This window comes from Streptomyces sp. NPDC090741 (assembly GCF_044769045.1).
In the GTDB taxonomy this organism is placed as follows: domain Bacteria; phylum Actinomycetota; class Actinomycetes; order Streptomycetales; family Streptomycetaceae; genus Streptomyces.
The window spans coordinates 135,529-155,136 of sequence record NZ_JBIVXF010000003.1; the positions used below are offsets into that span (position 1 = coordinate 135,529).

The window sequence follows — 19,608 nt, forward strand, 5'->3', positions numbered from 1 at the left end:
ACGGGTCCGGGGTACGTCACCGGCTCCGCAGCCGGCGCCAGACCGACGGCGCCCCGCTGATCAGCAGCGTCACGGCCACCGCCAACGCCACGCCCTTCCACGGCTCCGGGAACAGGGAGCCGCCCAGGATCCCGATCAGGCAGTACGTCGCCGCCCAGGCGAGGCAGGCCGGGGCGTCGCCGCGGGCGAAGCGGCGCAGCGGGAGCCGGGCCAGCAGGCAGGCCAGCATCACCGGGATCCGGCCCGCCGGGACCAGCCGGGAGACCACCAGGACCAGTACCCCGTGCTCGTCCAGCTTCCGCTGCGCCTGGGCCAGCCGCTCGGGCGTCGCCCGCCCCCGTAGCGCCTCCAGCCACCGGGAGCCGCCCCGGGACCGCACCCCGCGCTGCCCCAGCCAGTAGAGGGCCAGGTCCCCGGCGAACGCGGCCACCGCCGCAACGCCGAACACCAGCAACACCCCGAACGGAAGCGACTGCTGGTGGAACGCCACCACCGCCGCCGTGCTCACCAGCGCCCCCGTCGGGATCACCGGTACCAGCGCCCCCAGTGCCACCAGCAGGAACAGCGCCGGGTACCCCACCGCCTGCCGGGTCGTCTCCGGCGGCACCTGGCCGACCGCCGCCGCCACCGCCACCCCGAGCCCGAGCCCGTGCCCGTGCCCGTGCCCGAACCCGTGCCCCGTCACGGCAGCCGCACCCGTTCGCCGTGGCCGGGCACCCGTACCGTCACCTTCGGTGCCAGCTGCCGGGCCCGCCGTACGAACTCCTCGCCCGGCGAATGGAATTCGTGCGGCCGCACCGCGTCCAGCCCGATCGGCCAGTACGTCCCGTAGTGCACCGGCACCGCCGCCGCCGGCGCCAGTTCGGCCAGCGCCCGCGCCGCCCCGCCCGGATCCAGATGCCCCGGCCCCAGGTACGGGCCCCAGCCGCCGACCGGCAGCAGGGCCACGTCCACCGGCCCGACCTCCTCGGCCATCGCCGCGAACAGCCCGGTGTCCCCGGCGAAGTACGTCCGCGCCGAGCCCTGGACCACGTACCCGAGCGCCGGCGCGAGCCGCGGCCCGAACGGCAGCCGCCGCCCGTCGTGCCGAGCGCTGACCGCCCGGACCCGTACGCCCGCCCTTACGCCGACCTCGTCGCCCGGGACCACCTCCGTGACGCGCAGCCCGCGCGCCGCCGCGACCCGCGCGAGCCCCGGCACGGCCCGGCGCGCCCCGCGGGGCACCAGCAGGCGGGTCCCGGGCGCCAGCCGGGCCAGCGACGGCAGGTGCAGATGGTCGGCATGGAGGTGCGACACCAGCACCACGTCCGCCTCGGCCGCCTCCGGCGGGGGCAGCGCCCCGCGCCGCCGCCGCAGATGGGCGAGCCGCCGGGCGAACAGCGGGTCCGTCAGCAGCCGCACCCCGGAGTCCTCGACCGTGCACGTGGCATGGCCCCACCAGGTGATCTCCACCGGCACCCGGCCTCCCCGTCGCTCGTGCGTCCCCCGGCCCCTCGAAGCCTAGGGGGTGTCTTACGGATCAGGCCGGGCTCGCGGCGTCCGGCACCGCGCCTCGAAGCGTTGTCCTCACTCGCCGACATCCCCCAGCTACCGCCGGGAGGTGCCCCCACCGCGTCGACTCCCTCGTCCGCCTTGCGATGCACGGCACCAGACGCCGCTCCCTGATCCGGCCTGATCCGTAAGACACCCCCCCTGGATCCTGCCCCGCCGATGCGGGCCGAACCGAAGGTCGCCACCCCCTCCTCCCGGGCGGCGGATCGGAGTAGGGTCGGGCGGCATGGATGAGCTGCGCGTGGCCGCTATCGCCAGCCTGGCCCCGCTCGAGGATCTGGACACCGACCCCTTCGCCGTCGACACCCGCAGTCAGCACGCCATGTGCGCACGCTGGGCAGCCGACCAGGGCTACGTCGTGACGAGGACGCTGCTGTTCTACGGGCTGCGGGCCAACCACTGCGGGCTCTGGTGCGACGTGGAGGCCGGGCAGGTCGACCTGTTCGTCGCCCCCAACCGCCGGGTCCTGGCCCGCGCGCTGCGCTCCGTCGAAGACTTCACCGCCGAGTGCGAGCGGCGCGGCGTACGGCTGGAGACCGCCGGGCTCGCCGAGCCGCAGTACACCTCCGCCATGAAGGCCGAGGTGCACCGCCGCCTGTCCATGCCGACCGCCGGCTACGACGGCACGTAGGGCTCGCGACACCGTCCCGCGCTCCCGGTCGACACGGTTCGTACCTCCGTGCGCCGCCCCTGTCATCCGGCCGGGTCCGCCGCCCTGTGCGACGCTGGGTGGTGCGGTCGGGACCGCGGGCGGGGCGCGGATCCGGGGGAGACACGAGGCGGTACGGCGTGTGGCGAGGACGGTGGCGGACCCTGGGCAGCGCCCTGGTACGGGTGATCCTCGTCTGGGCGGTGTCCACCCTCACGATGCTCGCGCTGGCCGGCGTCCTCCCCGACTTCCGGCTCCAGTCCGGCGACGGAGACAGCGTCACCGAGATCGGGCTGACCGCCGCTTGGGGCGCCGGGGCATTCGGCCTGCTGAGCGCGCTGGTGTGGCCGGTGCTGGTCCGGGCGCTGCTGCTGGTGCCCGCCCTGGTGCTCGGCCTGCTCGTCTTCTTCCTCAACGGCTCGCTGCTGCTGCTCGCCCTCAGCCTGATCCCCTCCGGGCGCGGCGAAGTCGCCCCGGAGACCGCCGTGGTGGTGGCCGCGGTCATGTCCGCCGTCGCCTCCGCGACCTCGACCGCGCTCGCCGTACGCGACGACGAGGCGTACCGGCGCCGGCTCTACCGGCTCGCCGACCGGCGCCGCCGCCGTACGCGGCACAAGGGCGCGCCCGGCGCCGGCCCGGCCGCCCCCGGCCTGGTCTTCCTCCAGCTCGACGGCGTCGGGTACGAGACGCTGCGCCGCGCGGCGGGCAGCGGCCTGATGCCCACGGTGGCCGGCTGGCTGGACGGCAGCCACCGCATCACGGCCTGGCGCACCGACTGGTCCAGCCAGACCGGCGCGAGCCAGCTCGGCATCCTGCACGGATCCACCTTCGACGTCCCCGCCTTCCGCTGGTACGAGAAGGACACCGGCGAGGTGGTCGTCTGCAACCGGCCCACCAGCGCCGCCGAACTCCAGCGCCGCGCCATCGCCCGCACCGGTGACGGCGGGCTGCTCACCCTCGACGGGGCGAGCCGGGGCAACCTGTTCAGCGGTGGCGCCGACCAACTGGCGCTCGTGCTGTCGGTCTCGGCGCGGCGGGGCCGGGCGAACCGTTCCCGCGCGGGCTACTTCGCGTACTTCTGCGACCCGGCCAACGCCGTCCGCACCGCGCTGTCCTTCGTCGCCGAGGTCGCCCGGGAGATCGGTCAGTCGCTGCGGGCCCGGCTGCGGGGAGAGCGGCCGCGGGTGGCCCGCGGCGGGCTGTACCCGCTGATCCGCGCCTTCGCGACGGTCGTCGAGCGGGACGTCGTCGTGGCGGCGGTGATCGGCGACATGCTCGCCGGGCGCGCCGCGATCTACGCGGACCTGGTCGCCTACGACGAGGTCGCCCACCATTCGGGCCCGCACGGCCGGGACACCGACCGGGTGCTGGCCCGGCTCGACCGGAGCCTCGCGCTGATCGCCCGCGTCGCCGAGCACGCACCCCGGGAGTACCGGATCGTGCTGCTCTCGGACCACGGCCAGAGCCCGGGGGAGACCTTCCTGGGCCGGTACGGGCTGACCCTGAAGGACCTGGTCCGCGCGGGCTGCGGACTGCCGGTCTCCCGCCGGGCCGGCCGCACCCGCAGCGGCGCCGAGGCCCGCACGGCGGTGCTCGCGGCCCTGCACCGGCCGGTGGAGGAGGGTGTGGAGGCCCACCCGGAGCGGGGTCCGGACCCGGTGGTGCTGGCCTCGGGCAACCTCGGGCTGATCTCCTTCCCGGCCCTGCCCGGGCGGGCCTCGCGGGAGCGGATCGAGCGGGCGCACCCGGCCCTGCTGGGGACCCTGGCCAACCATCCGGGCATCGGGTTCCTGCTGGTGGACGGGGAGGTACTGGGCCCGGGCGGGTGGGTGGCCCGCCTTGACGAGCCCGGCGCGGCGGAGGAGCTGCTGGCCCGGTTCGGACCGGGCGCGGCGCGGGCGGTCCGGCGGACCGACGCCTTCCCGCACGTGGCCGACGTCATGGTGAACTCGGCGTACGACCCGCTCACGGGCTCGGTGCACGCCTTCGAGGAGCAGATCGGCTCGCACGGCGGCCTGGGCGGGGAGCAGGGGCACCCGTTCCTGATGTGGCCGACGGAGCTGTCGGAGCCGGAGCGGGAGCGGGAGCCGGACCCGGAGCCGGACCCGGAGCCGGACCCGGAGCCGGAGCGGGAGCCGGACCTGGTGGGCGCGGAGGCGGTGCACCAGGTGCTGCGGCGCTGGCTGCGGGAGGCGGACGGCCCCCAGGTGCCGGTGGCTCCGCCGATGGGCGGGTCGGCGGCGGACCCCGCGGGGCAGCCGGTGGAGGAACCCCTGCCCGGGGGCGGAAACGGCGGAAGCCTTCCTTCCGCAGGGGTGCCCGCGCGGGACGAAATCCGCTGATTTTGTGGCGCCTGCGCGCTGGTCAACCATGTGTTGACCCTGCCCAGCATGTGAGACATCCAGAGGCGCACCACCGATGACCAGCACCGCAACCCTGCCCGCCGAGGCCGCCGCACCCCCCGAGGCCGCCGCACCCCCCGAGCAGGGCCCGGGCCCCCATGCCCGGCGCTTCGGCCTCCCGATCGCGACCTGCCTGGTCATGGGCAACATCATCGGCGGCGGGATCTTCCTGCTGCCCGCCTCGGTGGCGCCCTTCGGCACGATCAGTCTGGTCGCCTTCGGCGTGCTCACCGCCGGCGCGATCGCCCTCGCCCTGGTCTTCGGCCGGCTCTCGCAGCGGCTCCCGCAGACGGGTGGCCCGTACGTCTACGCCCGCGCCGCGTTCGGCGACTTCGCCGGGTTCCTCGCGGCCTGGAGCTACTGGATCACCGCCTGGGTCTCGAACGCGGCCCTCGCGGTCGCGGCCGTCGGCTACCTGACCGTGCTCTTCCCGGCCATCGGGGAGCACAAGGCGGCGATGTGCCTGGCCGCCCTCGCCGTGCAGTGGCTCCCGGCGCTCGCCAACCTGGCCGGCACCCGGTATGTCGGCGCCGTCCAACTGGTCGCCACCGTACTGAAGTTCGCCCCGCTGCTGCTGGTCGCCGTCGGCGGGCTGTTCTTCTTCGACCCGGCGAACCTCGGCCCCTTCCAGGCCACCGACCAGAGTCCCGTCGGGGCGGTCTCCGCCGCCGCGGCGATCCTGCTCTTCAGCTACCTCGGCGTGGAGTCCGCCGCCGTCAGCGCGGGCGAGGTCCGCGACCCCGCCCGCAACGTCGGCCGGGCCACGATCCTGGGCACCGCCGGCGCGGCCGCCGTCTACCTGCTGAGCACCCTCTCCGTCTTCGGACTGGTCCCCCACGACAAGCTGGTCGCCTCCCAGGCCCCGTTCACCGACGCCGTCAACGCCATGTTCTCCGTGGACGGAGGGGCCGGCGGCACCTGGGGCGGCACCGTCGTCGCCTGCGCGGCCGTGATCTCGATGCTCGGCGCCCTCAACGGCTGGACCCTGCTCAGCGCGCAGACCCCGTACGCCGCCGCCCGCGACGGGCTCTTCCCGAAGGTCTTCGAGAAGAAGAAGCGGGGCGTCCCGGTGGTCGGCGTGCTCGTCACCGTCGTCCTGGCCTCCGGCCTGACGATCTACAACTACACGGCGGGCTCGGACGGGGTCTTCGAGGTCCTCGTCCTGGTGACCACCTTCACGGCGACCGTCCCGTACCTGCTCTCCACCGCCGCGCAGATCTACTTCCTGCTCTCCGGGCAGTCCGAGCGCGTCCACCGCGGCCGCCTGGTCCGCGACGGGATCCTCGCCGGCCTGGCCTTCGGCTTCTCGATGTGGCTGGTCGCAGGCTCCGGCTACGCGGCCGTCTACCAGGGCGTCCTGTTCCTCTTCGCCGGTGTCCTCGTCTACGCCGCGATGTCCGCCCGCAAGCACCGGGCCACCGCCTGACCTGCGCGGTAGTTTGGAATGAGAGGACAAGCAGGGGGCACTAAGGGGTCGCCATGTCCGCGATCAGAGAAAGCATCGAGATTTCCCGCAGTCCCGAAGACGTCTTCGACTACGTGACGGACCCCACGCACCTGCCGGAGTGGCAGGACAGCGCCGTCTCCGCCCGCCCGCTCGACGGCGGACCCCTCCACGTCGGTTCGAGGGTCGTGATCACCCGGCGCATGGGCAGGCGGGAGTTCCCGATGGCCATGGAGGTCACGGAGCTCGACAAGCCGCGCAGCTGGCACATCCAAGGAGTCGACGGGCCCGTGCGCGGCGACGTGCGCGGCACCATCGAGTCCCTCGACGGCGGAAAACGCTCTCGCGTGACCCTCGACCTCGACTTCGAGGGTCACGGCATCGGCCGGGTGATAGCCCCGCTCGTCGTCAAGCCGTACGCCCGCAAGGAGATGCCGCGCAACGAGGAGAAGCTGAAGCACCTCCTGGAGAACTGAGGTGCTCCGGGGTACGCGGTGCGCCCGAACCGGGCGCGCCGCGTACCCCGCCGGAGACCTGACGGTTTAGTCGAGGTAGTCGCGCAGCACCTGCGAACGCGACGGGTGGCGCAGCTTCGACATGGTCTTGGACTCGATCTGGCGGATGCGCTCACGGGTGACCCCGTACACGCGGCCGATCTCGTCCAGGGTCTTCGGCTGGCCGTCGTTCAGGCCGTAGCGCATCGAGACGACGCCCGCCTCGCGCTCCGAGAGCGTGCCCAGGATCGACTGGAGCTGCTCCTGGAGGAACGTGAACGACACCGCGTCGGCCGGCACGACCGCCTCGGAGTCCTCGATGAGGTCACCGAACTCACTGTCGCCCTCCTCACCCAGCGGGGTGTGCAGGGAGATCGGCTCGCGGCCGTACTTCTGGACCTCGATGACCTTCTCGGGGGTCATGTCGAGTTCCTTGCCCAGCTCCTCCGGAGTGGGCTCCCGGCCGAGGTCCTGGAGCATCTGGCGCTGGACGCGCGCCAGCTTGTTGATGATCTCGACCATGTGGACGGGGATGCGGATCGTGCGCGACTGGTCGGCCATGGCACGCGTGATCGCCTGCCGGATCCACCAGGTCGCGTACGTGGAGAACTTGAAGCCCTTGGTGTAGTCGAACTTCTCCACGGCGCGGATCAGGCCGACGTTGCCCTCCTGGATCAGGTCCAGGAAGAGCATGCCGCGGCCCGTGTAGCGCTTGGCCAGCGAGACCACGAGGCGGAGGTTGGCCTCCAGCAGGTGGTTCTTGGCGCGGCGCCCGTCCTCGACGAGGATCTCCAGCTCGCGCTTGAACGCGGGCTTGTGGTCCTCCTCCTCTTCGAGCTTGTACTCGGAGAAGAGACCCGCCTCGATGCGCTTGGCGAGCTCGACCTCCTGCTCGGCGTTGAGGAGCGGCACCTTGCCGATCAGCTTCAGGTAGTCCTTGACGGGGTCGGCGGTGGCGCCGGCCACCATGACCGTCTGCGCCGGGGCGTCGTCCTCGTCGTCGTCGGACAGGACGAAGCCCTGGGAGCCACCGGCCTTGGGGGCCTCCTCCTCGGCCTCGTCGGCGAGGTCCTCGGCGGCCCAGTCCTCGCCCTCGGCGGCCGGGGTCTCGCCCTCGTCGGCGTCCTTGGCGCTGGTCTTCTTGGCCGCGGCGGCGGTCTTCTTCACCGCGGTCTTCTTCGCGGCGGTCTTCTTGACCGTCCGCTTCTTCGGCTCGGCGACGGCGTCGGCCGTCACCTCGTCCTCGGTGGCCGCGGCCGGCGAAGCGGATATCGCCGCCGCGGTGGCGGTGGCCGCGCTGGTGGCCGAGGCCTTGCGCGCGCCGATGGGGCGCGGCGCGGCGGCCGCCTTCTTGGTCACGGTGCGGGCAGGCGCGGCGGCCGCCTTGCGGGGCTTCTTCGCGGCGGCCTTCGTGGCGGGGGCGGCGCTGACGTGCAGCGCGACACCCTCCTCGTCCAGGACCTGGTTCAGGCTGCGCAGGACCCGCTTCCACTGGTCCACCGGGATGCGGCCGGCCTCGAAGGCCTGGCGCACGTCGTCACCGTTGATGTGACCCTGCTCGCGGCCGCGCTCGACGAGCGCGACGAGGGCCTCCGATTCGGCGATCTCCGGAGGGAACGTACGGGACGGGCTGAGCGACACAAGGAGCCTCTCGTTGCGAACAGATAGGGAGTGGGCGGGACATCATCGCGCGGACTCGGGAAACAGACCCGAGGGGGGTCTGTATTCCGGGGCCGCGCGAGGACACCTGTCGGTTCATCGCATGCCCGAGTCGATTCGTTACGCGCTGAATTGAGTGACCTGCGCCACGCTGTGGGCGCGCAACCATTCGGCCGTGGATCCGTCCGCGCCCGCGCCGCCCTTCCCGTCAGCCCGTTTTGCGGGCCTCAATGAGGAAACGGGCGGTGTGGGCCACGAACGGGCCGTCACGTTCGATCCGTTCGTGGAGCTCGCGCAACCGGTCCCGGTACTGCCCGACCGTGAAGCCGGGCACCATCCAGATCACCTTCCGGAGAAAGTAGATCACGGCTCCGATGTCGTGGAACTCCGTACGCAGTCTCTCGGAGCGAAGATCCACCACTTCGAGGCCGGCCTTGGCGGCGTCGGCGACCGCGTCGTCGGGGTGCCGGGAGCGGCGGATCTCCTCCGGCTGGGGCCCGAGGAAGTACTCGACGAGCTCGAAGACGCTCGCCGGCCCGACCTGCTGCGAGAGGTACGTACCGCCCGGGCGCAGGACCCGTGCGATCTCCTCCCACCAGATGGTCACCGGATGCCGGCTCGCGACCAGCTCGAAGGCCTCGTCGCCGAACGGCAGCGGCGGCTCGTCGGCGTCCGCGACCACGACCGCGCCCAGCGGGTGCAGGAGGCGGGTCGCCTTGTCGATGTTCGGCGGCCAGGACTCGGTGGCCGCCGTCAGCGGGGGCAGCGGCCCGGCCCCGGCGAGCACCTCCCCGCCGCCGGTCTGGATGTCGAGGGCGGAGCCGACCCGGGCGAGGCGCTCGCCGAGCAGCTGCTGGTAGCCCCAGGAGGGGCGCTGTTCGGTGGCCCGGCCGTCGAGCCAGGAGAAGTCCCAGCCGTCGACCGAAACGGACTCGGCTTCCGCGACGAGGTGGTCGAAAGTGCGCGTCATGTCTCGATCGTCCCAGGCGCGGCGCCGGTCATCCACCGGTTTGACCGGATCCCGTACATCGAGGGCCGCCGCGGACCACCGCACACGCGGGCGGGGTCCATTAGAGTGGAGGCGGGCCGTGACTGGCGTTCGGGTGGATCACCACCGGGGAGCGGCCCGGCGTACGGTCCGCACGTACGTCTCCTGCCGCGCGCCTGGGCGAACCGCGAACCCGCGAACCGCGATCCGCAGCGACGCTCAGGAGACCCCGTGACGACTGCCCAGACTGCCACTGTGACTGCCGCCGGCCGCGCCCGGCTGATGGACGGCACCGCCGTCGCCCGCCGCATCTCGGAGCAGACCGCCGCCCTCGCGGCGAAGATCACCGAGCGCACCGGCACCGCTCCCTGCCTCGCGACCGTACTGGTGGGCGAGGACCCGGCGTCCGTGACGTACGTGAAGATGAAGCAGAACCGCTGCGCCAAGGCCGGGATCACCTCCCGTCACGTGGAGCTGCCGGCCGAGACCACCACCGAGGAGCTCGTCGCCGCCCTCACCGCCCTCTCCGAGGACCCGGAGATCAGCGGCATCCTGCTCCAGCACCCGGTCCCGCACCACATCGACGAGCGCGCCGCCTTCGAGGCCATCGCCCCGGGCAAGGACGTCGACGGCGTCACCATGCACTCCTTCGCCGCCATGGGCTTCGGGCTGCCGGGCTTCGTGTCCTGCACCCCCGGCGGCATCATGCGGCTCCTCGCCGCGTACGACGTGGACCTGACCGGCAAGCACGCCGTGGTCGTCGGGCGCAGCGCGATCCTGGGCAAGCCGGCCGGCATGCTGCTGCTGGAGCAGAACGCCACCGTCACCTACTGCCACTCCCGCACCGTGGACCTGCCTTCGATCGTGCGCCAGGCCGACGTGCTGGTCGCCGCCGTGGGCAAGGCCGAGTTCATCCGCGGCGAGGACATCAAGCCGGGCGCCGTGGTCCTGGACGCCGGCTACAACGAGGGCAACGTCGGCGACGTCCACTTCGAGTCGGCCGCCGCCCGCGCCTCGCTGATCACCCCGGTCCCGGGCGGCGTCGGCCCGATGACCATCGCCGTCCTGCTGGAGCAGACCGTGCAGGCGGCCGCCGCCCAGGCCGGGCTGGAGCTCTCGGACCTCTGACCGCCGCGTCGCACCCCGCGTACGGGAACGCCGCCGTACGGGAACGCCCCGGGCCTTTCGGCCCGGGGCGTTCCGCGTTCCGGGGTGTCCGGAATCTTGCGGCCGGAGCCTGACGGGCGCCGGGGAGCGGGCGGTATCTTTTGCGCCGGGGCGCGCGATGACACGTGCAACACGTTTCCTGGGGAGACTGCTGATGGACCTGTTCACGCCACTGGAGCTGCCGGGCGGTGCCACCCTGCCGAACCGCCTGGCGAAGGCGGCCATGGAGGAGAGCCTCGCCGGGTCCGGCCAGCTGCCGGACGAGCGCATCGAGCGCCTCTACCGCCGCTGGGCGCGGGGCGGCGCCGGACTCCTGATCACCGGGAACGTGATGGTCGACCGCCGGGCGCTGACCGCGCCGGGCACCATCGTCCTCGACGCCCGCTCCCCGCTCGCACCCTTCCGCCGCTGGGCCGAGGCCGCGTCCGGCGGCGGCGGCCGGGTCTGGATGCAGATCAACCACCCCGGCCGACAGGTCGGCTCAGAGATGCCCGGCACGGCCTGGGCGCCCTCCGACATAGGGGTGAGCCTCGGCAAGCACACCAAGCGCTTCGCCCGCCCCACCGCGATGACCGAGGCCGACATCGAGGCCACCGTCGCCCGGTTCGCGGTCACGGCCCGACGGGCCGAGGAGGCCGGCTTCGACGGGGTGCAGATCCACGCCGCCCACGGCTACCTGCTCAGCCAGTTCCTCTCCCCGCTGGTCAACCGGCGCACCGACCGCTGGGGCGGCAGCCCGGAGAACCGGGTCCGGCTGCTCACCGAGGTCGTCCGGGCGGTCCGCGCGCAGGTCGGCCCCGGCTTCGCGGTCGGCGTCAAGCTCAACACCGCCGACTTCCAGCGCGGCGGCTTCGACACCGAGGACGCGGCGCAGGTCCTCGCGGCCCTCGGCGGCCTCGGCGTCGACCTGGTCGAACTGTCCGGCGGCAGCGTCGAGAGTCCCGCGACCCTGGGCCGCACCGCCGATCTGCGGACCCTCGGGCGGGAGGCGTACTTCCTCTCCTTCGCCGAGCAGTTCCTGGACGCGGCCACGATGCCGCTGATGCTGACCGGCGGGATAGGCCGACAGGAGACCGCGCAGAAGGTCCTGGCTCGCGGGGTGTCCGTCGTCGGGCTGGCCTCGGCGCTGGCGTTCCGCCCCGACCTGCCGGCCCGCTGGCGCGCCGGGGAGGACGTACGGGTGACCGTGGAGCAGCTGCGGTGGAAGGACCGGGACCTGGCCGGCGCCGGGCTGCTGGCCTTCGTACGGTTCCAGCTGCACCGGCTGGCGCGCGGGCTGGAGCCGCGCCCGGAGGCCTCCCCGCGGGCCACGTTCGCCCTCGACCAGCTCCAGCACTGGCGCCGGGTGCGGGCGTACGGGGCCTGGCTCGCCCGCAACCCCGAGCCCGAGGACGCCCTCGTCGGCTGAGGCTGCCGGTGCCCGCTGCCGGTGCCCGCTGCCGGCGCCCGCCGCCGGTGCGGCCGGCCGCGCGTTCAGAGCGCCGCCGGGTCCCGCCGTACGGCCGCCACGATGGGGGAGGTGCGGAACTCCCGTGCCAGTGCGACCAGCGGCCGGGAGTCCAGCCGGTACGGCTCGGGCAGCCCCTGGTCGGCCGCGGCGGCCTCCCGGCGCCGGCAGGCCGCGGCGAGCATGGCCGCGTCGGCCACGACCGAGGCCTGCGACTCGCACATGCCCTGGCCGAGGGCGACCTCGTACGCGGCGACCCGTACGGCCGGGTCGAACCAGCTGGCCAGGGCCAGGATCCCGTCGTCGATCACCGATTCGCGGTGGATCAGCCGGATCCCGATCGGCGACCACCAGGTCAGCGGCACCGTCGTCACGCTCGACGCGGCGAAGCCGCGCAGCGCCTTCCACAGCGGGTGCAGCCGCCGGTACCGGCTGAAGTCCCGCCAGGCCGCCGAGCCGCCGACCAGCGGGACGATGAACCCCGAGCCCACCATCAGGGCGGCGGCGGAGGCGAACGGCGGGGCCACGTCCGTGGACAGGCCGTCCCAGTCGCGGCCCGCCCAGCGGGCGCCCACCGCCGCCCACTTCGTGACCAGGTAGCCCAGGTCCAGCACCCCGCCGAGCACGATCAGGGCCAGTCCGGTGCGCAGCGGGCGCAGCGAGGGACGGACGCGCAGCAGCCACTTCCAGCACAGCAGGGTCAGAGTCGAACTGCCCACGGTGTGCGCGAGCAGGTAGCAGACGATCATCTCGCGCAGCCAGGGCGTGTTCGCGTAGTACGTGTCCAGGTCGCGCAGGCGCTCCACGGGCGCGTCGCCGATCGTGAACAGGACGACGATGAGCAGCGTGACGGCGCCGAACACGGCCGCCGTCAGCCGGGAGGCGCGGCGTACGACGGCGGGCGGGCCACCGCCCCACTGCAGGACCAGGACGATGCACGACCCGGAGAACGCGGTCAGCACGCTGTACACCAGCGGGGCCGAGAAGTTGACGATGCCGGTGAGCCGGTTGACCGCGGAGATCGTCGGCGGCGCCGCCAGGAACATGACGAGGCAGCCGACGACGAGCAGGGTGCAGACGGCCCGCATGAGCGGCTGGTCCCAGCCCCGGCGCAGGGTCGGCGCCTTGATCAGCAGCGCCAGGATCATCACCGACCCGGGAACGTAGAGGATGAGACCGTCGTTCATCGCGCCTGACCGACGGGACCCACGGGATCGACCGGTCCGGACCCCTGGTCGAGCCCCGCGACGGCCCGCTCCGCCGCGGTCAGCGGCGGCGCCTTCAGCGCACCCCGGTCCGAGGCGCGCAGCACGCGCCAGACCACCGAGGGGCGCAGCCAGTACGCGGGCGTGCTGCTCATGGTGATGACCTGGAGGAACGCGGCGGTCAGCGCCTCCCGGGTGGTGGCCCCGGTCATCAGCCGGTTGACGTACGCGTTGAGCAGCCCGACACCGGCCCGCGGCTTCATGCCGGTGGCCCCCGGATACAGGATGTCCTGCGAGGTGGCCAGCTCCCAGGCGGTGGACACCTGCGGGACGAGCGCGCGCTGTGCCTCGCGGCCGAAGGAGGGATGGGCGAGGCCCTGGGTGCGCAGCAGGGTCCGTACGGCCAGCAGCCCCTGCGCGGCGACGGTCATGCCCTGCCCGTACAGGGGGTTGAAGGTGGCGACGGAGTCGCCGACGGCGAAGAACCCGTCGGGCAGGTCCGCCTTCTCGAAGTAGACCCGGCGGTTGGCGGTGCCCTGGGTGACGGCTATGTCGGTCAGGGGCTTCCTGCCGTCGAGGAGATCGCCGACGATCGGGTCGCGCAGGCCCTTGGCGAACGGGATGAACCGCTCGGGGTCGCCGGTGGGCTGGCCGCCGCGGGTCCCGGACAGGGTGGCCTGCCACTGGCCGTTCTCGATGGGGACGATCGTCGCGGTCTGGCCGGGTACGTACGCCCGCGGATCGGACTGCACGTTGACGATCGGGAAGCCCATCTCGTGGGCCCCGGCGGGGGCTTCGAAGATCCGGGTCGCGTACACCAGGCCGGAGTCGACCTGGGCCTGTCTGATCCCGCCGACCCCCAGCTCCTGGAGCCAGGCCCGGGCCCGGGAGCCGCGCCCGCTCGCGTCGACGACGAGGTCGGCGGTCACCAGCCGGTTCTGCTCCCCGGGGGTGTCGACGCGGACGCCGGTGACGCGGGCCGCCGTCCCCTCCAGGGCCCGTACACGGCTCTGCTGGAGCGTGCTGACACCGCGCAGGCCGGTCACCCGGGCGCGGACCACCGCGTCGAGGAGGTCGCGGCTGCACGAGATGTTGAACTGCTTCTCCCCGCAGCGCGGGATCCAGCCCTGGGCGGTCAAGGTGACCAGGTCGGTGGGCAAGCTGCGGCGGATCGCGCCGGCCGCCGTCCACGCGTCGGTGATGCCCGGGAGTATCTTCTCGATGGCGCGCGCCCCGCCCGACCACATGACGTGGACGTGCCGGGCCTGCGGGAGCCCGCGCCGCGGCGCCGGGCTGTCGGGCAGCGTGTCGGCGTCGATGATCGTGACTGTCGCGTGCTCGGCGAGCACGGCCGCCGCGAGCAGGCCGGCCATGCTGCCGCCGATGACGACGGCGTGGCGGGGCGGGGAGGACTGGGTCATCGTGGTGCTCTCTGTCGGGGCCGTGCGGGGGCAACGGCGCGCGTGAGGTGCGTCGGGAGGGGAGGCGCCGGTCACCGGGGCGTCATCGGTACGCCGCGGGGGCGTGCACTCAACGGCCCCAGCCGAGCGAGGACTTGATGCGCTCGATCGCCTCGGGGAACCGCTCCTCGCGGGGCCCCGGCAAGTACGCCTTGAGGACTTGGCCGAAGTAGAGGCCGAACGTCTCGGCCCGGATCTCCGCCGGATCCTCCCGGTCGGCGCGAGCGGCCGCCTGCCGGACCACGCTGCCCAGTCCGGTCTCCGAGTGCAGCAGCTCCGCGAGGTCGCCCCGGTCTCCGGTGAGCCGGGCAGCCACGGCCATGCCCGGGCCGTGGCTGTCGCAGGTGCCCTCCTCCAGGTGCCATAACTCGTGGCAGGCGATCACGAGTTGGTGCTCGGGCCGGGTGCGCTCCTCGATGACGAGCAGGTCGCGCTCTTCCATCTCCAGCCACAGCCCGCTGGCCGTATCGGGTGGGAATCCGGCGAACCGGAACTCCACCGGCCGGCCGCCGCGCCTGCGGCCGTACGCGGCGCACAGGCTCCCGATGATCTCGGCGGCATCGGCCGGCCGCGCCAGGCGCGCTTCCGCCAGCAGATCTCCGCCGAGTTTCCGCATGGTCCGTGTGGTCCTCATGGCGCTCCCCCCTCGGCAGCCTTCCGGTCGTCCGGCACCGCCGTGCGGCCCGTGCTCTCGCGTGTCAGCTGTCCCTCGCGTGCCAGCAGGTCGTCGAGGTGGTCGGCCAGCGACTTCCAGCCCGCCGGGGAGAGCCGCCCGGCGCGCGTGACGATGCTCCGTACATCGTGCGCCCGCAGGACGGCCAGCATCGGGTTCTCCGCGCTGCGTTCGGCGGTTTCCAGCTGGTGCTCGATCCCGGCGAGGGCGGTGGCGAGCGCCTCGGTGTCGTCGGCCAGCAGGAAGCCGCCGTCGACCCCGTAGAAGCGCTGGATCCCGGCGGCCGCCGCGAGGTTGGGCAGGCCCTCGCCGCGCGCGAGGCGGGTCAGCGACTGCCCCGACGCGTAGAAGGAATGGGCTATGGCGGCGAGGGAGTGGGCCTGGCCGTCCGCGCGCGGCCGGGTGCGCCGCAGGTGCTCGAACCGCTGGCGGACCTGCTCCTTCAGCGGCAGCCGGGGCGGTGCGCCGTCGAGGGTGAGCCGGATGTCCTGCGGGGCCATGCCCGTCAGGTACGAGAGGTGCCCGAGGTCCGCCGAGGAGCCGGCGCCGGTGGTGGCGAGGGCGTGCTCCACGGCGCACTGGCTGTCCGCGAGGAGGAAGCCGGCGTAGACCCCGAAGAACCGCTGCACGCCCGCCGCGTGGCCCAGCCGGGGCAGTCCGTTGCCCGCGTTGAGGGGGCCGAGGGAGGCGCCGGGCGCCTGGAAGTCCTCCGCTATGGCGGCCAGCGACCACTCCCGGCCGTGCTTGTCACGGCGGGTGGCCCGCAGCCGCAGGAAGCGCCGGTGCACCCGCAGGCACAGGGGCACTTCGGGTGCGGTCCCGGCCACGACCTGCGGGATGCGCGCGGGTTCGACCCCGCACAGCCGGCTCAGCCGCTCCGGGCACAGCACCTCGGCCGGATCCCGGCCGCTCCGCTCGGCCAGTGCCGCGACGCGGGCCCAGGTGGAGGCCAGGTCGGGTCGGTCGGCGGCTGGCACCGTGAGGTTCTCCGTATGTCGAGAGGACGTTCGAGAGCTTCGGCTGGGTGCAGCGTAGCCCTCCGCCCGGCGCCGAAACAGGAGAATCCCAACGTTTCTTGCGATGCGAGTCAAAGAAGGTTGGGACGCCACGCACTGCCACGCCCACCTCAACCGGCATGACCTGGGAGGTAATCGACCGGGGCGGGGGACGGCGGCACAGTGGTGGGCAGCGGGACCCGGAGCCGCGCACTCGGCCCCGGGGCCCGTCTCCCGACTCCCCGCGTCCACGCATCCCGACGGAGGCTGATCCGCCATGTCCGCGACCCTGCTCGGCAGCATCGCCCGCACCACCGTCCCGCAGTCCGCGCTGCGCCGCTTCCTCGCCCTCGACGGCGTGGTCACCGCCGGGAACGGCCTCGCGTACGCCGCCTTCAGCGCCCCGCTCGGCCGGCTGCTCGGCGTCGGGCAGGGCGCCCTGCTCGGACTCGGCCTGTTCCTGACCCTCTACGGGGCCGGCGTCGGCATGCTGGCCTCCCGCCGCCGGCCGCCGGTCCTCGCGGTGAACGTCGTCATCGAGGCCAACTGGGCCTGGGCGGCCCTCAGCCTCGTCTCGCTCTTCCTCTGGGACGCCCCCACCACCGCCGGCCTGGTGTGGATCCCGGCCCAGGCCCTCGTCGTCGCCGCCTTCGCCTGCGTCCAGCGGATGGCGCTGCGGGCGGGGGCCTCAGGGCCCCAGTGAGCGCAGGTACTTCGCCGTCGCCGCGTCGGCCGGGAGCAGCGTCTCGATGGCCAGCTCGGCGACGGTCACGTCCATCGGCGTGTTGAACGTCGCGATCGAGGACACGAAGGAGAGCAGGTGCCCGTCGTGCTCGATCAGCAGCGGCAGCGCGATGTACGCGGCGCCCTCGCCGGGCTCGGGCTCGGGCTCGCCCCCGGCGCCGGCCCCCGCGTCCTGCGGCCCGGCTCCGGCGGGATACCCGGACACCTCCTCGTACAGCGCGCGCAGCGGCGCCGAGCGGGACAGCGCGATCTGCCGCTCCATCTGGGCCAGCAGGTGCCCGCGCCACTCCCGGAGGTTGCGGATCCGCGGGGCCAGGCCCTCCGGGTGCAGGGTGATCCGCATGGCGTTCAGCGGCGGGACCAGCAGGTGCTCGGGCAGCGCGTCGAGCAGCATCGCGATGCCGCGGTTGGCCGCGACGACGTCGTACACGGCGTTCACGATCAGCGCCGGATACGGCTCGTAGCCGGTCAGCAGCCGCTCCAGGCCCTCGCGCAGCGTCCCCATCGACGGGTCGTCCAGCGGGGTCTGCGCGTAGTGCGGGGCGTAACCCGCCGCGAGCAGCAGCGCGTTGCGCTCGCGGACCGGCACGTCGAGGTGGTCCGCGAGCCGCAGGACCATCTCCTTGCTCGGCCGGGACCGGCCGGTCTCGATGAAGCTGATGTGCCGGGACGAGGAGTCGGCGCGGCCCGCCAGCTCCAGCTGGCTGATGCCGCGCCGCTCCCGCCAGGTGCGCAGCAGGGCTCCGACGGACGGGGTCGAGGTCATGCGCACGACGTTAGCCGAGCGGGCGCACGCCGCGGCTCAGCCCAGGTCGAAGACGTTGCGCAGGCCGAGCCGGTACCGCCACAGGTCGTGCCGCCTGAAGGACTCCACCTCCGGGGCCCGGTACATCGGCAGGACCGCGCACCGCTGCGCCGTCGAACCGTCTTGCTCCAGCAGGGCGTTGACGGCGGCCCGGGCCGAGGCGTTGGCGCCCTCCATCGTCGCGAGGTCGATGGCGACGGCCACGTAGTCCCCGCTGAGGAAGAAGTTGGGGATGCGGGTGTCCGCACTCGGCCGGTTGTGGAAGGTGCCGGTGGGGTGGATCAGCAGCTGGTCCTGGTTGGTCGGGTTCGGGGTGCCGAGCCCGTCCACCCCCGGGTCCAGGAACCACGAGTGCAGGGTGCGGTCCGTCAGCAGGGTCTCCCCGGTGTCGTTGAGGGAGGCCTTCAGCTGCGCCCACACCTCGCGGGCGACCTCGTCGCGGGTGCACTGCTTGGCCGTCTTCCCGTACAGGATCCCCGGCTTGTCCCAGTCCGAGATGTCCACCGACAGGCAGTCCACGGCCACCCCGTCCCCGTAGTCGGCCGGGAAATCGCGGGCCGGCCAGTGCTCGGCCTGCTGGATCGCCGTCAACGACCACGGCGAGTCGATGCAGTTGAGGTGCCCGTGGACGAGGGGAGCGCGCTCGGTGAGATAGAACTGGATGCCGGTCATCCAGTCGGTCTCCAGCCGGTCGCAGCGGCCCAGCATCGGGTCCGCGGCCCGCAGCTTGGCACTCCAGGTGCGCCGGGCGTGTTCGACCGGCAGCGCGCTGACGTAGTGGTCGGCGGTGACGGTCTGCCGGACCCCGGCCGGGTCCAGGACCCCGACCCCGCTCACCCGGCCGTTCCCGTACCGCACCTCCTGCACCGTCCAGCCGATCCTGAACTCCACGCCGAGCGTGCGCAGATGGGCCTCCCAGGGGTCGATCCAGGCCTCGTTCGTCGGCAGGTTGAGGATCCGGTCCGGCGGCCCGTCCGCACCGCGCCCGAGGGCGTTGAAGACGAAGGCCTCGCCCAGGGTGCCGACGGTGCGGGTGGAGGCCTCCTCGGCCTTGGTCGCGACGATGTTGCGGGTGATGCCGACGGCGAGGATGCGCTGGTACTCGTTCGACATCTGCGCGGCCCGTACGAACTCCCACCAGGGGGTGTTCTCCCAGACCTCGTCGCGGCGCTCGTCGCAGCTGGTGAGGAAGACCAGCACGCGGTCGACGAAGTACGCGGTCTCGTGCGGCGGCAGCCGGACCAGCGACTGGAGGATGCCGGTCAGGGCGCGGCGGATCTCGTCGGGCGTCAGCGCGGCGGGGGAGTGGCCGGGCCAGGGGATGGGGGCGCGCAGGTCCTCGCGGCCGGCGGCCCGGGCGAACATCATCTCGGGCGGGGCGACGAGGTTGTCCCACACGCCGTGGGCGTTGCCGGGGAACGGGATGCGCCGCAGGGTGTCCGGCAGGTTGTGGTAGATACCCGGGATGAAGCGGAAGCCGTGCTCGGCGGGCAGCGGCCGGCGGCCGCCGCGGGCGCTGCCGGGGACGTCCATGCTGCGGGCCTTGCCGCCGAGCGCGCGGCGCTCGTACACGGTGACGGCGTAGCCGCGCTCGGCGAGTTCGTGGGCGGCGGTGAGTCCGGCGACCCCGCCGCCGAGGACGGCGACCCGGCGGCCGGCGGTTTCCGGGGTCCGGGGCTGGGCCTCGGCGGGGGTCTGGGCGTGGGCAGGGGCGGCCAGGGCCCCGGTGGCTCCCAGCGCCCCGGCGGTGGCCGCCGCTCCCGCGCCCGCGATGAACGTACGTCTCGAACTGCCCGTGCGCGTCATGAGGAAGCCCCCTCGTCCGGGACGTGTTCGTCCAGCTAGGCGTTACCGGCGGTAACAGTCACGTCCGGCGCAGGAGCATAGGTGCGCCACCCTCGACCCGGAAGGCGCGGAAGTACCCG

General features: G+C 73.5%; 17 protein-coding genes and 1 riboswitch. Of the genes, 7 read left to right on the forward strand and 10 right to left on the reverse strand.

The genetic code is table 11. The annotated features are described in order from the left end of the window. Nucleotides 1-16 precede the first annotated feature (16 nt). The gene (locus tag ACIQU4_RS10200; RefSeq protein ID WP_385586002.1) at nucleotides 17-634 is read right to left on the reverse strand and encodes a DedA family protein; all 618 of its coding nucleotides are present in this window, start codon (nucleotides 632-634) and stop codon (nucleotides 17-19) included. Between the two features lie 47 nt (nucleotides 635-681). Continuing rightward, the gene (locus tag ACIQU4_RS10205) at nucleotides 682-1,458 is read right to left on the reverse strand and encodes an MBL fold metallo-hydrolase (protein ID WP_403727940.1); all 777 of its coding nucleotides are present in this window, start codon (nucleotides 1,456-1,458) and stop codon (nucleotides 682-684) included. A 319-nt stretch (nucleotides 1,459-1,777) separates the two neighbouring features. Between ACIQU4_RS10205 and ACIQU4_RS10210 the strand changes: the two genes are divergently transcribed. The 4 genes from ACIQU4_RS10210 to ACIQU4_RS10225 all read left to right on the forward strand — a co-directional run bounded on the left by ACIQU4_RS10210 (nucleotide 1,778) and on the right by ACIQU4_RS10225 (nucleotide 6,522). Next, nucleotides 1,778-2,182 carry a hypothetical protein gene (locus ACIQU4_RS10210; RefSeq protein WP_403727941.1) on the forward strand — a complete coding sequence of 135 codons (405 nt, stop codon included), beginning with the start codon at nucleotides 1,778-1,780 and terminating at the stop codon, nucleotides 2,180-2,182. Nucleotides 2,183-2,340: 158 nt separating this feature from the next. Further along, entirely contained in the window at nucleotides 2,341-4,542 is a 2,202-nt protein-coding gene (locus ACIQU4_RS10215) for a phage holin family protein (protein ID WP_403727943.1), read from the forward strand. Between the two features lie 76 nt (nucleotides 4,543-4,618). Beyond that, nucleotides 4,619-6,028, forward strand: coding sequence for an amino acid permease (locus ACIQU4_RS10220; protein ID WP_403727944.1), 1,410 nt, complete (start codon nucleotides 4,619-4,621; stop codon nucleotides 6,026-6,028). A gap of 53 nt (nucleotides 6,029-6,081) precedes the next feature. Beyond that, the gene (locus ACIQU4_RS10225; protein WP_403727946.1) at nucleotides 6,082-6,522 is read left to right on the forward strand and encodes an SRPBCC family protein; all 441 of its coding nucleotides are present in this window, start codon (nucleotides 6,082-6,084) and stop codon (nucleotides 6,520-6,522) included. 66 nt (nucleotides 6,523-6,588) lie between these two features. Here the strand turns inward: ACIQU4_RS10225 and ACIQU4_RS10230 are convergent, their stop codons facing one another. Further along, entirely contained in the window at nucleotides 6,589-8,181 is a 1,593-nt protein-coding gene (locus ACIQU4_RS10230) for an RNA polymerase sigma factor (protein WP_403727948.1), read from the reverse strand. 226 nt (nucleotides 8,182-8,407) lie between these two features. Then, nucleotides 8,408-9,169 (reverse strand): class I SAM-dependent methyltransferase, encoded by a 762-nt coding sequence (locus ACIQU4_RS10235; RefSeq protein ID WP_403727950.1) that lies wholly within the window; start codon nucleotides 9,167-9,169, stop codon nucleotides 8,408-8,410. Between the two features lie 108 nt (nucleotides 9,170-9,277). After that, a riboswitch (ZMP/ZTP riboswitch) is annotated at nucleotides 9,278-9,376 on the forward strand. A gap of 93 nt (nucleotides 9,377-9,469) precedes the next feature. Here ACIQU4_RS10235 and ACIQU4_RS10240 point away from each other — a divergent pair. Continuing rightward, on the forward strand, nucleotides 9,470-10,315 hold the full coding sequence (locus ACIQU4_RS10240; protein WP_403728514.1) for a bifunctional 5,10-methylenetetrahydrofolate dehydrogenase/5,10-methenyltetrahydrofolate cyclohydrolase: 846 nt from the start codon (nucleotides 9,470-9,472) through the stop codon (nucleotides 10,313-10,315). A gap of 193 nt (nucleotides 10,316-10,508) precedes the next feature. Next, on the forward strand, nucleotides 10,509-11,762 hold the full coding sequence (locus ACIQU4_RS10245) for an NADH:flavin oxidoreductase/NADH oxidase family protein (protein ID WP_403727952.1): 1,254 nt from the start codon (nucleotides 10,509-10,511) through the stop codon (nucleotides 11,760-11,762). Nucleotides 11,763-11,827: 65 nt separating this feature from the next. Here the strand turns inward: ACIQU4_RS10245 and ACIQU4_RS10250 are convergent, their stop codons facing one another. The 4 genes from ACIQU4_RS10250 to ACIQU4_RS10265 all read right to left on the reverse strand — a co-directional run bounded on the left by ACIQU4_RS10250 (nucleotide 11,828) and on the right by ACIQU4_RS10265 (nucleotide 16,116). Next, the gene (locus tag ACIQU4_RS10250; RefSeq protein WP_403727954.1) at nucleotides 11,828-12,988 is read right to left on the reverse strand and encodes an MAB_1171c family putative transporter; all 1,161 of its coding nucleotides are present in this window, start codon (nucleotides 12,986-12,988) and stop codon (nucleotides 11,828-11,830) included. Beyond that, entirely contained in the window at nucleotides 12,985-14,427 is a 1,443-nt protein-coding gene (locus ACIQU4_RS10255) for an NAD(P)/FAD-dependent oxidoreductase (protein WP_403727956.1), read from the reverse strand. Before ACIQU4_RS10255 ends, ACIQU4_RS10250 begins: the two co-directional genes overlap by 4 nt. A gap of 109 nt (nucleotides 14,428-14,536) precedes the next feature. After that, nucleotides 14,537-15,100 (reverse strand): toxin-antitoxin system, toxin component, encoded by a 564-nt coding sequence (locus tag ACIQU4_RS10260; RefSeq protein ID WP_403727958.1) that lies wholly within the window; start codon nucleotides 15,098-15,100, stop codon nucleotides 14,537-14,539. Next, nucleotides 15,097-16,116 (reverse strand): hypothetical protein, encoded by a 1,020-nt coding sequence (locus ACIQU4_RS10265; RefSeq protein ID WP_403727959.1) that lies wholly within the window; start codon nucleotides 16,114-16,116, stop codon nucleotides 15,097-15,099. Before ACIQU4_RS10265 ends, ACIQU4_RS10260 begins: the two co-directional genes overlap by 4 nt. A 295-nt stretch (nucleotides 16,117-16,411) precedes the next feature. Between ACIQU4_RS10265 and ACIQU4_RS10270 the strand changes: the two genes are divergently transcribed. Further along, complete coding sequence (locus ACIQU4_RS10270) at nucleotides 16,412-16,837, forward strand: hypothetical protein (protein ID WP_403727960.1); 426 nt, start codon at nucleotides 16,412-16,414, stop codon at nucleotides 16,835-16,837. Here ACIQU4_RS10270 and ACIQU4_RS10275 read toward each other — a convergent pair. Both ACIQU4_RS10275 and ACIQU4_RS10280 read right to left on the reverse strand, forming a co-directional pair. Beyond that, nucleotides 16,823-17,644, reverse strand: a complete 822-nt coding sequence (locus tag ACIQU4_RS10275) for a helix-turn-helix domain-containing protein (protein WP_403727961.1) — start codon at nucleotides 17,642-17,644, stop codon at nucleotides 16,823-16,825. The two genes, ACIQU4_RS10270 and ACIQU4_RS10275, sit on opposite strands and share 15 nt — an antisense overlap. 36 nt (nucleotides 17,645-17,680) lie before the next feature. Next, a complete protein-coding gene (locus ACIQU4_RS10280) occupies nucleotides 17,681-19,489 on the reverse strand; it encodes an FAD-dependent oxidoreductase (protein WP_403727963.1) in 1,809 nt (602 codons plus the stop codon). Nucleotides 19,490-19,608: the final 119 nt, after the last annotated feature.